At 61.8% G+C, this 14768-nt stretch carries 12 protein-coding genes; 6 read left to right on the forward strand and 6 right to left on the reverse strand.

Annotated elements, in window-relative coordinates:
* Positions 1–20 precede the first annotated feature (20 nt).
* A complete protein-coding gene (locus tag IB234_RS07600) occupies positions 21–2738 on the forward strand; it encodes a LuxR C-terminal-related transcriptional regulator (RefSeq protein WP_192316120.1) in 2718 nt (905 codons plus the stop codon).
* On the opposite strand, the gene IB234_RS07605 is transcribed toward IB234_RS07600, so the two are convergent.
* The gene (locus IB234_RS07605) at positions 2731–3564 is read right to left on the reverse strand and encodes a metal-dependent hydrolase (protein WP_192316122.1); all 834 of its coding nucleotides are present in this window, start codon (positions 3562–3564) and stop codon (positions 2731–2733) included. The two genes, IB234_RS07600 and IB234_RS07605, sit on opposite strands and share 8 nt — an antisense overlap.
* A 121-nt stretch (positions 3565–3685) precedes the next feature.
* Here IB234_RS07605 and IB234_RS07610 point away from each other — a divergent pair, with 121 nt between their 5' ends.
* The gene (locus IB234_RS07610; RefSeq protein ID WP_192316125.1) at positions 3686–4714 is read left to right on the forward strand and encodes an AraC family transcriptional regulator; all 1029 of its coding nucleotides are present in this window, start codon (positions 3686–3688) and stop codon (positions 4712–4714) included.
* Between the two features lie 71 nt (positions 4715–4785).
* On the opposite strand, the gene IB234_RS07615 is transcribed toward IB234_RS07610, so the two are convergent.
* Positions 4786–5544 (reverse strand): SDR family oxidoreductase, encoded by a 759-nt coding sequence (locus IB234_RS07615; RefSeq protein WP_192316127.1) that lies wholly within the window; start codon positions 5542–5544, stop codon positions 4786–4788.
* Positions 5545–5637: 93 nt separating this feature from the next.
* Between IB234_RS07615 and IB234_RS07620 the strand changes: the two genes are divergently transcribed.
* The 4 genes from IB234_RS07620 to groL all read left to right on the forward strand — a co-directional run bounded on the left by IB234_RS07620 (position 5638) and on the right by groL (position 9069).
* Positions 5638–6369 carry a HugZ family protein gene (locus tag IB234_RS07620; protein WP_192317759.1) on the forward strand — a complete coding sequence of 244 codons (732 nt, stop codon included), beginning with the start codon at positions 5638–5640 and terminating at the stop codon, positions 6367–6369.
* A 64-nt stretch (positions 6370–6433) separates the two neighbouring features.
* A complete protein-coding gene (locus IB234_RS07625) occupies positions 6434–6883 on the forward strand; it encodes an FxsA family protein (RefSeq protein ID WP_192316130.1) in 450 nt (149 codons plus the stop codon).
* Positions 6884–7087: 204 nt separating this feature from the next.
* Positions 7088–7381, forward strand: a complete 294-nt coding sequence (locus tag IB234_RS07630) for a co-chaperone GroES (RefSeq protein ID WP_043308752.1) — start codon at positions 7088–7090, stop codon at positions 7379–7381.
* Positions 7382–7428: 47 nt separating this feature from the next.
* Positions 7429–9069, forward strand: coding sequence for a chaperonin GroEL (groL, locus tag IB234_RS07635; RefSeq protein ID WP_192316132.1), 1641 nt, complete (start codon positions 7429–7431; stop codon positions 9067–9069).
* 80 nt (positions 9070–9149) lie between these two features.
* On the opposite strand, the gene IB234_RS07640 is transcribed toward groL, so the two are convergent.
* The 4 genes from IB234_RS07640 to IB234_RS07655 form a co-directional block, all read right to left on the reverse strand.
* On the reverse strand, positions 9150–9386 hold the full coding sequence (locus tag IB234_RS07640; RefSeq protein WP_192316134.1) for a hypothetical protein: 237 nt from the start codon (positions 9384–9386) through the stop codon (positions 9150–9152).
* 153 nt (positions 9387–9539) lie between these two features.
* Positions 9540–10844, reverse strand: coding sequence for a sensor histidine kinase (locus tag IB234_RS07645; RefSeq protein WP_192316137.1), 1305 nt, complete (start codon positions 10842–10844; stop codon positions 9540–9542).
* Positions 10834–11517, reverse strand: a complete 684-nt coding sequence (locus IB234_RS07650) for a response regulator transcription factor (RefSeq protein ID WP_192316139.1) — start codon at positions 11515–11517, stop codon at positions 10834–10836. Before IB234_RS07650 ends, IB234_RS07645 begins: the two co-directional genes overlap by 11 nt.
* A gap of 178 nt (positions 11518–11695) precedes the next feature.
* Positions 11696–14749 carry a multidrug efflux RND transporter permease subunit gene (locus tag IB234_RS07655; RefSeq protein ID WP_192316141.1) on the reverse strand — a complete coding sequence of 1018 codons (3054 nt, stop codon included), beginning with the start codon at positions 14747–14749 and terminating at the stop codon, positions 11696–11698.
* Positions 14750–14768: the final 19 nt, after the last annotated feature.

The following is a 14768-nucleotide window of genomic DNA, read 5'->3' on the forward strand; positions in this document are numbered from 1 at the left end:
CGCCTTTCCAGACCGCCCACTTGTCCGATCTTTCCCGCTTTCCCGGTCTTCCCAATTCCCCGGCATCCACGGGGGAGGCGCGTTTCTTCAGGCCTCCGCTGCCAGCTGGTCATGTGCGCCGGCCGCGGCTGTGCGAGCGTCTGGAAGAGGGAATGGGAGGGCGCTTGCTGCTGGTTAGTGCTCCGGCAGGTTTTGGCAAGAGTTCCCTGGCAGTGGAGTTCTGCGAGCGCCTTCCCGGCTATTGGCAGAGCCTTTGGCTGGGGCTGAGCCGGCGCGATAGCGACCCTGGGAGATTCCTCGAGCGTCTGCTGGAGGGGCTTCGTCAGCACTATTCGCGAATCGGCGACGAAGCCATGGGCATGCTGAAGATGCGCCAGCGCCATCAGCCCTTCGCTTTCGAGGAATGGCTTGATGGCTTGCTCGACGAACTGGGTGAGCGCCTCGATCCTGCCAAGCCCCTGTTGCTGGTTCTGGACGACTACCACTTGGCCCAAGGGGCGGTGCTGGACCGTTGCCTGCAGTTCTTCCTCAATCATCTGCCGGCCGGCATGCTGGTACTGGTCACCAGCCGCCAGCGCCCGGATTGGCACCTGGCTCGCCTGCGATTGTCGCGACAGTTGCTGGAGCTGCAGGAACAGGATCTACGACTGACCCTGGAAGAAACACGGGAGCTGTTTTCCGCCCAGGGGGCCGAGCTGGCTGTCGAGGTCCTGAACAGCCTGCTATTGCGTAGCGAGGGGTGGGTCGCGGGCCTGCGCTTGTGGCTATTGACAGCGGGTGAGGGCGAGGCGGACCTGCACGGTGCTCAGGGCATGATTCGCGAATATCTGCTGGAGGAAGTGATCGAGCGGCAACCATCGGAGCTGCAGGCTTTCCTCTACGACACCGCCTGCCTCGAGCGATTCTGCGCTGAGCTGTGCGATGCGGTGCGCGACAGTCATGACAGTGCGGCGATCCTCCAGCATCTGCAGGCTCACCAAGTCTTCCTGGTGCCATTGGACGATCAGGGGCGCTGGTTTCGCTACCACCATCTGTTTTCAGACTTGCTGCGGGCCAGCACTGCGGGGCAGCTTTCGCAGCCACAGACGCGCCTGCACCTGCGTGCCTGCCGCTGGTTCAGTGGCCAGGGGCAGCTGGACGAGGCGGTCGAACAAGCATTGCGGGCGGGGCAGCCGGATGTAGCGGCCAGCCTGGTACAGAATTTCTCCGAGGAGCATCTGCTGGCCGAGCAGAATATCGCCATGCTGCTGCGCTGGAAGATGGACCTGCCGGACAGCTTGCTGACCAGTACTCCGCGGCTGATCCTGCTGTACAGCTGGGCGTTGGCGCTGGCCTGCCAGCTGGATGCTGCGGAGGAACTGGCCAACCACCTGGAACGTTTTCTACCCGCGCCGAGTCTTGCCGAACAGCAATCCTTGCTGGCTCAGTGGCTGGCCGTCAGCGGTGTAATTGCCCGCGGGCGTGGAGATAGTCAGAGCGCCGAGCTCTATTGCACTCAGGCGCTCGCCGGTATGCCTGGCCAGCATTACGGTTCGCGGTTGCTCTGTCTATCCACGCTGGCCAACCTAGCTGTGGTGCGCGGCGACCTGTGGCGTGCCCGTGGTCTGAATCGTGAGGCGCTTGAGCTGGCTCAGCGTCAGGACAACCCTTTGTTCGAGGCCTTCTGCCACTACGATCGCAGTCGGGTTCTGGTGGCACGCGGTGAGATCCTTCGAGCAGTAGAGGAAGTCCGCGCCGGACTCGATCGCTTGCGAGGGCTCTCGTCTCAGAGGGTCTATGCCGTGCGCGCGCGCCTGACACTATACGAGGGTTTTCTGCTTGCACTGCGCCTGCGCCCGGATGAGGCATACGCCAAGCTGCAGGCCGGTATTGCCGAAGCGCGCAGCTGCCGCGACATCAGTCTGTTGATCGGCTACTGCGTGCTGGCCAGCCAGGAGGGTAGGGCGGGCCGGTTCAACGAGGCGTTCGCCCAGCTGGCCGAGGCCGAACGCCTCATGCATATCTGGGATGTGCCGCCAGTGTATTACCTGGCGATGATCACCGTGACCAAGTGCGAGCTTTGGCTCAGTCAGGGGCAGGTCGAGTTGGCCAACGCCTGGCTGCTTCGACTGGCCGAGACCTATGGGGGAGAGCAGGCCGCTGCAGCGCCTGAGTTCCACCCCCAATTGCCGTTGCACATCGAGCTACAGCGCGCTGCTCTGGAGCGCCGTTTGGGGCAGCCCGAGGCAGCCGAGCGGCGCTTGCGGGCGCTCTTACAGCGGGCCCAGACTCAAGGTGGGCAGCTGTTGGGCGTGTTTGCCCAGGTTCAGTTGAGCCTGCTGCTGTATGCCGGTGGGCGCGAGCGTGATGCCCAGCAACAGCTGCTAAGCGGTCTGGAGACCGCCAGTGGCGGTGCATTGCTGCCTTTCTATGAACTACTCGCGCACCAGCCGGGTTGGCTGCGTGCCCAGCTGCAGACGGTACCTGCTACGCCACTGGGTGGTGCGCTGCTCCAGTGTTTGCCGAAGGAGTCCGAGGCCGAGCCATTGCTTGCCGGCACGGCCGAGGCGCTCAGTGCCCGCGAGCTGGCCGTGTTGCGCCTGATTGCCCTGGGCTGCTCCAATCAGGAGATCAGCGAGCGATTGTTCATCTCTCTGCACACGGTGAAGACTCACGCTCGTCACATCAACAGCAAGCTGGGTGTCGAGCGGCGTACGCAGGCCGTGGCCCGGGCCAAGGGCCTGGGCTTGCTCAGCTGACCTCTGCCGGGAGGTCGAACTCCCTGCGTCGCTCCAGGATCAGCTGCAGGTTATCGTGCTGCCAGGGATGGAAATCCGCCCTGTAGAAGTCGAAGTAGGCGCGCACCAGTGGACGCAGGATGCCGCGGCTGCCCCATAGCCAGACCAGGCCGTCCTTCCAGATACGCCAACTCGCCAGCAGGCCGTCGCGGCGCAGCATGTGTATCAGGCCCTTGGTGGTGTCCAGCGTGAAGAAGAAGGTGCTCTGCAGCATGGCTCGTCGTCGCAGCCAGGTCTTTCCGCAGACCTGTTGATAGAGGTCGAACGCGACGGCCTTGTGCTCACTCTCTTCCAGTGCGTGCCAGCGCCATAAGCGCGCCATTTCCGGATCTGCGCCTTTCAGCCAGTCAGGGTTCTGCAGGATGGCATCGGCCATGATCGCGGTCAGATGCTCCACGGCCGTGGTCGCGGCGAGGTGGACTTTCGGCGGCAGATGCTTGCGCACGAAGGCAAGGCGTCGCTTCAGGCGGCGCTCCAGATAGTCCAGATCGTAGCCCGCGTCGCGCAGGGCATCGCTGTAGTGCTGGTGTTCGCGGCTGTGGTGCGCCTCCTGGCCTATGAAGCCACGGATCTGCGCCTGCTGTTGCGGGTCGGTCACCTGGTCACGGTAGGCGCGTACCGAGTCGATAAAGAAGCGCTCACCATCGGGAAACAGCAGCGACATGGCATCGAAGAAATGGCTCTTGAATGCATCGTCGCCATGCCAGTGGCGCACCCAAGGCGAGGGCAGGGTGAGTTCCGGCTGACGTGGTTTGATCAGCAGGTCGAGCGGGGTCGGGCTGTGCATGCGGCCTCCCATCTTGTTGTTATGACGTGGTCGACTATGGGCTTGCCGGCTTTTCCAGGACAAGGTTATCTTCAGCCAATCTTCAGGTCATATCCGGCCAACGTGGCCGTGGCTGGAACAGATGAGCAAACCACTTAGCCTGCATTCGGAACTCGTGCCGATTACCTATGCCGAGGTGTTGCTGCAGCTCGCCGAGGAGTTTGGCATTCCTCGTGAGCGGCTGCTGGCGAGTGCTGGGCTACGAGCGGAGCTGCTACTCAACCCGACCGGCCGTCTGTCACTCGCTGATTTTCATCAGTTGGCAGGAGCCGCTCTGCTGCTTTGTGAGGAGCCAGCGCTGGGGCTGTTGCTTGGCCTGCGCCTGAATGCGTCGGCCCACGGCATTCTCGGATATGCCCTGTTGTCCAGTGCAAATCTAGGACGCGCGGTACAGTTTGCGCTCCGGTATTACCGGGTGCTTGGGCTGACCTTCGACCTGGAACTGGTGGAGGGGGAGGAGTCGCTGGAGCTGCGCGCCAGCGAGTCCATTCCGCTCGGTGTGCTCAGCCGCTTTGCCGCCGAAGGTTTGTTTGGCAGCCTGCATGCTATTGCACAATTCCTGCTGGGAGAGCGCCCACAGGGAGTCGAGGTAGGTTTCGCCTTCGCCGGGCCGCCGCATGCCGAGCGATACCGGGAGGCCTTCGGTTCGTGGGCGCAGTTCGACCAGCCATACCATTGGTTCCGTCTGCCGCGACATTATCTGGATCGGCCGATGACGCTGGCCAATCCTGCGACCATGCAGATGTGTGAGCAACAATGCGAGGCTCTGCTGGCTACTCTGGATGTACAGGAGGGGCTGTTGAGTCGTTTGCGCCGCCTGCTGCTGGCTCGCCCTGGAGACTTTCCTGATCTGGATAGCGCTGCCAAGACGTTACATACCAGCGGCCGTAGCCTGCGCCGCCATCTGGCCGCCTCTGGCACCAGTTATCAGCAGGTGCTGGACGAGGTGCGCAAGCGCCTGGCACTGCAGTATCTGGAAACTACTCACTTGCCGCTGTTCGAAATCGCTCAGTTGCTTGGCTTCAGCGATCCGTCCAACTTTCGCAGGGCCTTTCTCAGGTGGACTGGCAAGGCACCCGGTTTTTACCGCTCGGGTGAGGGCGCTCCATAGCCGCCCTCATCGATCTGCCGTGAACCGGGTGTACTCTTGCGATCCGATCCTGGCGGTCGAATCGCGTGCGATTACAGGCGCAGACCGCCATCCAGCTCGAGGATGCGTCCGGTGTAGTAGTCGTTCTCGAGAATGTAGGCAACCGAATGGGCGATCTCGGTCGGTTTGCCCATGCGACGCAGTGGAATTCCGGAGGTCATGCGCTCCAGTGCTTCTGGCTTCATGCTGCCGGTCATTTCGGTTTCGATGAAGCCCGGAGCCACGCCAGCGACACGGATGCCGTAGCGCGCCAGTTCCTTGGCCCACACCACGGTGTCGGCAGCGACGCCGGCCTTGGCCGCGGAGTAGTTGGCCTGGCCAACGTTGCCGGCACGGGAGATGGAGGAGATGTTGACGATGGCGCCCTGGTTCTTCAGCTCGATCATCTTCGCCGCCACTTCGCGGGTGCAGAGGAATACGCCGGTCAGGTTGACGTCGATCACCGATTGCCACTGGGCCAGGCTCATCTTGGTCATCTCGCCGTCCTTGACCTTGATGGTCAGACCGTCGCGCAGGATGCCGGCGTTGTTGACCAGGCCGTTGATGGCGCCGAAGTCTCCAGCCACCTGGGAGACCATGTGGGTCACCTGCTCTTCGTTGGCCACGTTGCACAGGTAGGCACGAGCGTCACCGCCAGCAGCCTTGCAGGCGGCCACGGCCTCATCCAGCTTTTCCTGGTTCAGGTCGACCAGTGCCAGCTTGGCACCTCTGGCGGCCAGGTACTCGCCCATGGCGCGACCCAGACCCTGGCAACCGCCGGTGATGATGATGACTTTGTCTTTGAGTTCCATAACACTGCTCCTCGAAGGTCTTGGAAAATGCCCCGCTGGCGCTGGGCGCCTGTTCGTCTTGTTTCTGACGAATTCTTAACGAGGGGTCAAAAATTGAGCATGACAGCCGAGAAGAATGCCCGAGAATTGTTGCTCAAGGAATACCGTGGAGTGCTTTCAACCCACTCCAAGAGCATGCCGGGCTTTCCTTTTGGATCGGTGGTGCCTTACTGCCTGAACGAACAGGGCGTGCCGCTGATTCTGATCAGCCGCATCGCTCAGCACACCCACAACCTGCGAAAGGATGCCAAATGCTCGTTGTTGGTCGGTGAGCGCGGCGCGGAGGACGTGCAGGCTGCTGGGCGTCTGACGTTGCTGGCCGAAGCCCGGCAGCTGGAGGAACCGGCAGCCATCGAGGCGGCTGCAGACCGCTACTATCGCTACTTCCCTGATGCGCGCGACTACCACACGGCCCACGACTTCGATTTCTGGGTGCTGGAGCCTGTGCGCTGGCGTTTCATTGGTGGCTTCGGCGCCATCAATTGGCTAAATGAGGTCAGCATGGCCAATCCCCATGCTGGTGAGGCTGAGCGCGGAATGGTCGAACATATGAACGACGACCACGCCAGCGCCATCTCCCACTATGTGGCGTTGGCCGGTCTGCCGCAGCACGAACCAGCGCAGCTGGTTGGTATTGATAGCGAGGGTTTTCACCTGCGCATTGGCAAGGGGCTGTACTGGCTAGCCTTTCCAACATCCTGTAACAACCCTGGTTCGGTTCGGCAGGCCCTGGTATCGCTGGCTCGCGCCGAAGTGTGGCCGACCGTCGGGCAGGCTTCAGCTTGAATTAAGCGCCAGGCCCCATACTTCTTTCCTATCGGAAGCCGTTCTTCCGTCAAGGACATTCGCAATGCGCGCTTTTCTGTTTCTGTTCCTGCTGTTCCCCATCGTCGAACTGGCCGTGCTGATCCAGGTCGGCAGCGCCATCGGTGTGCTGCCGACGCTATTGCTGGTGATCGGTACTGCGGTGCTGGGCAGCATCCTGCTACGCGTGGCGGGTGTGGCTACCGCCTGGCGAGCCCGCGAGAAACTGGCGCGGGGTGAGATGCCCGAGCAGGAGATGTTTGAGGGATTGCTGATTGCTGTCGGTGGCGGCCTGCTGTTGCTGCCGGGGTTCATCAGCGATGTATTCGGTCTGCTCTGTCTGATTCCCTTCACCCGCCGTCTCATGATCGGTCGCCTGCAGCGTAGTGCTCAGGAGCAGGCCATGCGTCAGCGAGCCTTCTTCGACGATCCTGCAGCTCGTGGCGGCCAAAGCCATCCGCACGTCATAGAGGGCGAATACCAGCGTCGTGACTGAGGTTGTGTAAAAAAATTCACAGCCTGCCCTTGAAATGCTTACCGTCGCCCCTATCTAGCGATCACCGCAAGGTTTCTGCCGTACAGGCGGAACAGTCTTCCGCGGTTTGCCCATGGCGGACCGCGCCCGGCCCCAAGCCGGTTTTGCCTAACCCTGCCGGCGCCGTCGCCGGCCAGTGAAAACAACTATCAGGAGAGATCGACAATGAAGCTTCGTCCTCTGCACGACCGCGTTGTAATCCGTCGCAGCGAAGAAGAGACCAAGACCGCTGGTGGCATCGTGCTGCCGGGCTCCGCCGCCGAGAAGCCGAACCAGGGCGTGATCGTCGCTGTTGGCGCTGGCAAGGTTCTGGACAATGGCGAAGTCCGCGCGCTGGCCGTCAAGGTCGGTGACAAAGTGGTGTTCGGCCCGTACAGCGGCAGCAACACCGTCAAGGTCGACGGCGAAGACCTGCTGGTGATGGGCGAGCACGAAATCCTCGCCGTCATCGAAGCCTGATTCGAAGCGATCTCCGTCTAAACCTACAGAATTGAGGAACAAGCAAAATGGCTGCTAAAGAAGTCAAATTCGGCGATTCCGCTCGCAAGAAAATGCTGGTTGGTGTCAACGTCCTGGCCGACGCCGTCAAAGCCACCCTTGGCCCGAAAGGCCGTAACGTGGTCCTGGACCGCAGCTTCGGCGCTCCGCTGATCACCAAGGACGGCGTGTCCGTTGCCAAAGAAATCGAGCTGAAAGACAAGTTCGAGAACATGGGCGCCCAACTGGTGAAAGACGTTGCCTCCAAGGCCAACGACGCTGCCGGTGACGGCACCACCACCGCTACCGTTCTGGCCCAGGCCATCGTCAGCGAAGGCCTGAAGGCCGTTGCTGCCGGCATGAACCCGATGGACCTGAAGCGCGGCATCGACAAGGCGACCATCGCCATCGTCGCCGAGCTGAAGAACCTGTCCAAGCCGTGCACCGACACCAAGGCCATCGCCCAGGTCGGCACCATCTCCGCCAACTCCGACGACTCCATCGGCAACATCATTGCCGAAGCCATGGAGAAGGTTGGTAAAGAAGGCGTGATCACCGTTGAAGAAGGCTCCGGCCTGGAAAACGAACTGTCCGTCGTAGAAGGCATGCAGTTCGACCGCGGCTACCTGTCCCCGTACTTCATCAACAAGCCGGACACCATGGTGGCCGAGCTCGACGGCCCGCTGCTGCTGCTGGTCGACAAGAAGATCTCCAACATCCGCGAGCTGCTGCCGGTGCTGGAAGCCGTTGCCAAGTCCGGCCGTCCGCTGCTGATCGTGGCTGAAGACGTCGAAGGCGAAGCCCTGGCTACCCTGGTCGTCAACAACATGCGTGGCATCGTCAAAGTCGCAGCCGTCAAGGCTCCGGGCTTCGGCGACCGTCGCAAGGCCATGCTGCAGGACATCGCCATCCTGACCGGCGGTACCGTGATTTCCGAAGAAGTCGGCCTGAGCCTGGAAAGCGCCACCCTGGAGCACCTGGGTAACGCCAAGCGCGTTCAGCTGAGCAAGGAAAACACCACCATCATCGACGGCGCCGGCCAGCAAGCCGACATCGAGGCCCGCGTTGCGCAGATCCGCAAGCAGGTCGAAGACACTTCCTCCGACTACGACAAAGAGAAGCTGCAAGAGCGTCTGGCCAAGCTGGCTGGCGGTGTTGCCGTGATCAAGGTCGGCGCCGGTACCGAAGTCGAGATGAAAGAGAAGAAAGCCCGCGTTGAAGACGCCCTACACGCGACCCGCGCAGCCGTCGAAGAAGGCGTGGTGCCTGGCGGCGGCGTTGCCCTGGTGCGTGCCCTGCTGGCAATCGAAGGCCTGAAAGGCGACAACGACGACCAGAACGTCGGCATCGCTCTGCTGCGTCGCGCTGTTGAGTCTCCGCTGCGCCAGATCGTGGCCAACGCCGGTGACGAGCCGAGCGTCGTGGTCGACAAGGTCAAGCAAGGTTCCGGTAACTACGGCTACAACGCCGCTACCGGCGTGTACGGCGACATGATCGAGATGGGTATTCTCGATCCGGCCAAAGTCACCCGTTCCGCCCTGCAGGCCGCTGCTTCCATCGGTAGCCTGATGATCACCACCGAAGCCATGGTCGCCGACATTCCGGAAGACAAGGCTGCTCCGGCCATGCCGGATATGGGTGGCATGGGTGGCATGGGCGGCATGATGTAAGCCGCTTCAGCTACGCTGAATGAAAAAAGCCCCGCCTGATTCAGGCGGGGCTTTTTCTTTACTTGGAGGAAATGGCTCGTCTACTGCTCGCCTTTAAGGGCATGCGATAGACCAACCGCCAACAGCATCAGGTTTTCGCCATTCACTTCGGTTGCGATCTTGTTCCCGTGCCGGGCCGACACGACGGGGCATTGTTGTTGAGCGCAGGCGACGGAGTCGAGAACCTGCGGTCCCGGTTCTTGCCATGCGGCTGTGGCGAGCGCGGTGATGCCAAGAGCTCCTATGAGGAATAAACCTCGAGCGATTTCTAGTTTCATCCGAGCAACCCCTTGAAAATGCTGCCAAGCACTGCTTTGAAAAACGCTAGAACATGATGGGGCGATACGCTGTTTGGGCAGACGAACGGCACATCGGAAATCATCTTGGAAACGCAAGCCATTCACATTGCCGGGCGAATATGACAGAACGGCTCAGGCGGCGGAAAAAAATCCGTCAGACGGCTGTCTGCCTCTCAGACTGACCTCAAATCGGCACCCTCTTGGCGCAGCATCAGTCAGCTCCACACTCCAGTTCTGGTTCTCGCATATTCGTTGCACCAATGAGAGCCCCAGGCCGAGCCCCTCGCCTCGCGCCGAGCCGCCACGAACGAACGGCTGGAACATCGCCTCGCGCTCCGCTACCGGGATGCCTACGCCGCTGTCCTCCACCACGAACCCCTGTGCACCGGTGTGCAGGCTGATACGCCCTTGCTCGGTGTAATGCAGTGCATTACGCAGCAGGTTCCCCAGTACCGATTTCAGGAGTGGGGCGTTGTAGAGCTCTCTATCAGTGGTGTCGGGGTGATAATCGAAAGTCAGGCCTTTAGCCTCGATGGCTGGCCGCCATTGAGCGACCAGTTCTTCTGCCACTTCGTTGAGGCGGCGGCGAGGAGCGCCACCGGCGTCCTCCTGGCGCGCACGGGCCAGTGTCAGGAAGGTCTGCACCAGACCACGCATTTCCTCGCTGGCGTTGGCAATACGTTGCACCTGCTTCTTGCTGCGACTGTCGAGGCTCTGGCTTTCCAATAGGAGTTCACAGGAGCTTGCCAGCACCATGAGGGGAGTGCGAAGTTCATGGCTGACGTCGCTGGTGAACAGGCGTTCGCGGGTCAGGGCGCGGCGCAGCAGCCCCAGGGTGGTGTCGAAGGCTGCGGCCAGTTGCCCCACCTCGTCGCTGGCGTAGTCTTTGGCCAGCCTCGGCGCTTCGTCCAGCAACTGCTCAGGCGCGCGGACCTGGCGGGATAGTCTGACCACGGGCTCGATCACCTTGCGTGCCAGCAGCCATCCCAGCACGCCGGATAGTGCGAGGCTGATCAGGAAGCCCACCTGAACCACGGCGAAGAGTAACTGCTCGCGATCCTCGAAGCCGCTCTGGTCCTGCAGCAATACATAGCGTCGTCCGTCGACTACCTGAACGAAGCCGTGGAAAGCCCTGTCGCCACGAAATACCTCGTGGAAACCCAGGGTCAGATCCTGTAGGTCAGGGGGTAGGGCGAAGTCGCCCTGGCCGCCGCTGAAATAGAACAGCTGGCCGGTTTCGGGCTCATGGCGCCAGTCCGACATGCTTTCCATTTTCAGGAAACGCCCTAGGTCGCCGCTCAGCTCCTGTGAAATCAGGCGCTCCTCGACCTGGTGAACGGTCTCGACGATGCCGAAGGCGAACGCTCCGCCGACCAGTGCCGTCATCAGTACAAATGCGATGACGATGCGTCGCGACAGGCTCTGCCTAAACTCCATTGCTCGAATCCGCCAGACGGTAGCCTACGCCGTGCACCGTTTGCAGCAGCGATTGGGCGAAGGGCTTGTCTATCACCTGGCGTAGCTGATGCACATGGCTACGCAGACTGTCGCTGTCGGGGCAGTCATCACCCCATAGTGCTTCTTCCAGAGCCTCTCGGCGGACCACATGGGGACTCTTCTGCATGAGTAGCGCGAGCAGTTTGAGGCCTACCGGGTTGAGCTTGAGGTGCCTGTCCGCGCGGGTGATTTCCAGGGTGTCGAGGTCGTAGCTGAGGTCGCCGACCTGCAGCAGCCGCTTTCCTCCACCCAGGCTGCGCCGCAGCACGGCCTCGATGCGGGCGGCCAGTTCCGACAGGGCGAAGGGTTTGATCAGGTAGTCATCGGCCCCTGCCTGGAAGCCTTGGAGACGGTCATCAAGCTGATCGCGAGCGGTCAGCATGATCACCGGGGTATCTCGTCGTGCCTCTTCGCGCAGACGTTTGCACACGGTATAGCCGTCGATGCCGGGTAGCATGATGTCCAGTACCAGAAGGTCATAGTGCTCGTTGCTGGCCAGGCGAAGGCCGGATAGCCCATCCTGGGCACAATCCACGGTATAGCCCTTGATCTGCAGGTAGTCGGCCATGTTGGCCAGAATGTCGCGGTTGTCCTCGACCAGGAGGATGCGCATGGGGAAGGCTCCTTCGGCAGGCGGCCGTTAAAGGTGGCGCAAAGATACCCTGACACACCGTCATTCAGCGTTATTTGACGGCATTTTCACACCTTCCTTCCAGTATAAAAAAAGCCGACGCGGGAAGGCCTGCGTCGGCTTTGGAGGGCGGGCTGTCACCCGATTTGCCAATGGCCTCTTAGTGCGTCGCCGAGCTTGCCGTTGCTGGCGCCTTGTCCGGGCTGGCCAGCAGGGTATAGACGCAGGGCAGTACGAACAGGGTGAACAGCGTGCCGATCGACATGCCGGTGGCGATCACCAGGCCAATGTCGAAGCGGCTCACCGCGCCGGCACCGGTGGCGAGGATCAGCGGCACCATGCCGAACACCATGGCCGCGGTGGTCATCAGCACCGGACGCAGGCGGATCGACGCAGCCTCCTCGATCGCCTCGCGTACCGACAGGCCCTTGTCGCGGCGCAGCTGGTTGGCAAATTCGACGATCAGGATGCCGTGCTTGCTGATCAGGCCGATCAGCGTTACCAGGCCTACCTGGGTGTAGATGTTCATGCTGGAGAAGCCGAGGAAGATCGGAATCAACGCGCCACAGATCGACAGCGGCACGGTCACCAGAATCACCAGTGGGTCGCGGAAACTCTCGAACTGCGCGGCCAGTACCAGGAAGATGATGGCCATGGCCAGTCCGAAGGTGACGTACAGGGCACTGCCTTCCTGGATGTACTGGCGCGAGGCACCCGCATAGTCGAAGGTGTAGCCGCGTGGCGACTCCTTCTGGGCGATCTGGGCGACCGTGTCCACGGCCTCGCCCATGCTGACAATCGGTACACCTTCGATGATTGCCGCGTTGAGCTGCTGGAACTGCTTGAGCTTGGTCGGTCGGGCACGGTCGCTGACCTTGATCAGCGTCCCCAGCGGCACCATCTCGCCGCTTTCGCTCTTCACGTAGTAATTGCTCAGCCAGCCAGGGTTGTCGCGGTAGGGGCGTTCGACCTGGGCGATCACCTTGTAGCTGCGACCGTCGATGGTGAAGCGGTTGACCTCACCCTCGCCGAGCAGAATGGCCAGGGTCGCGCCCAGGTCCTGCATGGAAACGCCCATCTGCGCGGCCTTGGCACGGTCGATGTCGACCACCACTTCCGGCTTGTCGAACGCCAGGTCGACGTTGAGGAAGGCGAACTTGCCCGACTCCATCGCTTGTTGCTTGATCTTCTCGGTTACCTGCAGCAACGACTCGTAGTCGTTCGGCGTGTTGATCACGAACTGGAACGGCAGACCCTCGCCCGTACCCGGCAGGGACGGCAGGTTGAAGCCGAAGATCTGCAGGCCGGGGATGTTGTTGAGTTTGCCTTGAACCTCCGGCAGCAACTCCATCTGGGTACGGTCGCGCTCGCTCCAGGGCGTCAGCAGGAAGCCGCCGATGCCGGACTGGACGCCGTCGAAGCCGTTGATCTGGAAGGACGAGTAGTACTCGGGGAACTCCTTGAAGATCTTCACGAACTGATCGGTGTAGGCGTTCATGTAGTCCAGGTTGGTCGGCTGCGGTGCGTTGGCGAACAGGAACACGATGCCCTGATCTTCCTCCGGTGCCAGCTCGTTCTTGCTGAACATCAGCAGCACGGGAATCAGACACAGCACGATCACACCGAACACGATCACCACCGGGCGGGTATTGAGCGTGCCGTGCAGGATCTTCTGGTAGCGACGTTTGAGCTTGTCGAAGGCCATGTCCAGTTTGTGCGCGAGGCCCGTGGGGTTCTCCTCGTGGCGCAGCAGCTTGGCGCACATCATCGGTGACAGCGTCAGGGCAACGATGCCGGAAATGATCACCGCCCCTGCCAGGGTCAGGGCGAATTCCTTGAACAGGGCGCCGGTCAAGCCTTCGAGGAAGCCGATCGGTGCGTAGACCGCGGCCAGGGTGATGGTCATCGAAATCACCGGTACGGCGATCTCGCGGGCGCCCTCGATGGCGGCGTCGAACGGTGTCTTGCCTTCCTCGATATGGCGGTGGATGTTCTCCACCACCACGATTGCGTCGTCCACCACCAGGCCGATGGCCAGCACCATTGCCAATAGCGTCAGCAGGTTGATCGAGTAGCCCATCAGTTGCATGAAGAACAGCACGCCGATCATCGACAGCGGGATGGTGATCACCGGGATCAGCACCGAGCGGAATGCGCCGAGGAACAGGAATACCACCACGATGACGATCAGCACCGCTTCGGCCAGGGTTTTCACCACTTCCTCGATGGAGGCGCGGATGAACTCGGTGGCGTCGTAGGCGATGGACACCTTGAGGTTCGGCGGCAGCTGCGCCTCCAGCTCTGGCAGGGCGCCGCGCACGTGCTTGATCACGTCCAGCGGGTTGGCGCTGGGCGTGCCCTTGATGGCGATGTAGACCGACGGGATGCCGTCGAACGAACTGATCGAGTCGTAGTTCTCCGCGCCCATCTCTACCCGGGCGATGTCACGTACCAGCACGCGGCTGTCGCCAGAGGTCTTCACCGGAATGGCCGCGAAGGCTTCGGCCGACTTGAGGTCGGTGGTGGCGTTGATGCTGGTGACCACGTACTCGCCCTTAACCTGGCCGGCGGCGGCGAGGAAGTTGTAGCGCTGCACGGCGCTGGTCACGTCCACGGCAGTGATGCCGTAGGCGGCCATCTTCACCGGGTCCAGCCACAGGCGCATGGCGAATACCTGATTGCCGAGGATCTCGGCCTCGGCCATGCCCGGCAGGGTGGCCAGCTTGGGCTGGATCACCCGCGACAGGTAGTCGGTGATCTGCGGGTTGGACAATTCGTCGCTGTAGAAGCTGACGTACATCAGCGCCGAGGCGTCGGCCGCTTCCTTGGATAGTACCGGGTCCTCGGCATCCTGCGGCAGCTGGTTCTTCACCTCGTTGGCCTTGGCCAGCAGTTCGGTGAACAGCCGGTCAGAGTTGGCGCCGATGCGGGCGTAGATGGAGATGGTGGAGACGTTCTGCTGGCTCGACGACGTCATGTAGTCGATGCCTTCGGCACTGGCCAGGCTCTGCTGCAGCGGCTGGGTGATATAGCCCTGGATGGTCTCGGCGTTGGCGCCCGGATAGGCGGTAGACACCGTGATCAGGGCGTTCTCCATCTGCGGATACTGGCGAATCACCAGTTTGCTGAAGGCCTGGAAGCCCAGCAGGATGATCAGCAGGCTGACCACGGTCGCCAGGACCGGGCGCCGGATGAACGGATCTGTAAAAGCCATAACGGATTCCTTGGCGGCG

The organism is Pseudomonas sp. PDM16, from assembly GCF_014851865.1.
Taxonomy (GTDB): domain Bacteria; phylum Pseudomonadota; class Gammaproteobacteria; order Pseudomonadales; family Pseudomonadaceae; genus Aquipseudomonas.

Excerpts from the sequence above, each read along its gene's own strand:
- IB234_RS07605 (WP_192316122.1), bottom strand. The coding sequence starts at position 3,564 with ATGCACAGCCCGACCCCGCTCGACCTGCTGATCAAACCACGTCAGCCG.
- IB234_RS07615 (WP_192316127.1), bottom strand. The coding sequence starts at position 5,544 with ATGGAACTCAAAGACAAAGTCATCATCATCACCGGCGGTTGCCAGGGT.
- IB234_RS07645 (WP_192316137.1), bottom strand. The coding sequence starts at position 10,844 with ATGGAGTTTAGGCAGAGCCTGTCGCGACGCATCGTCATCGCATTTGTA.
- IB234_RS07655 (WP_192316141.1), bottom strand. The coding sequence starts at position 14,749 with ATGGCTTTTACAGATCCGTTCATCCGGCGCCCGGTCCTGGCGACCGTG.
- IB234_RS07610 (WP_192316125.1), top strand. The coding sequence starts at position 3,686 with ATGAGCAAACCACTTAGCCTGCATTCGGAACTCGTGCCGATTACCTAT.
- IB234_RS07650 (WP_192316139.1), bottom strand. The coding sequence starts at position 11,517 with ATGCGCATCCTCCTGGTCGAGGACAACCGCGACATTCTGGCCAACATG.
- IB234_RS07640 (WP_192316134.1), bottom strand. The coding sequence starts at position 9,386 with ATGAAACTAGAAATCGCTCGAGGTTTATTCCTCATAGGAGCTCTTGGC.
- groL (WP_192316132.1), top strand. The coding sequence starts at position 7,429 with ATGGCTGCTAAAGAAGTCAAATTCGGCGATTCCGCTCGCAAGAAAATG.
- IB234_RS07630 (WP_043308752.1), top strand. The coding sequence starts at position 7,088 with ATGAAGCTTCGTCCTCTGCACGACCGCGTTGTAATCCGTCGCAGCGAA.
- IB234_RS07625 (WP_192316130.1), top strand. The coding sequence starts at position 6,434 with ATGCGCGCTTTTCTGTTTCTGTTCCTGCTGTTCCCCATCGTCGAACTG.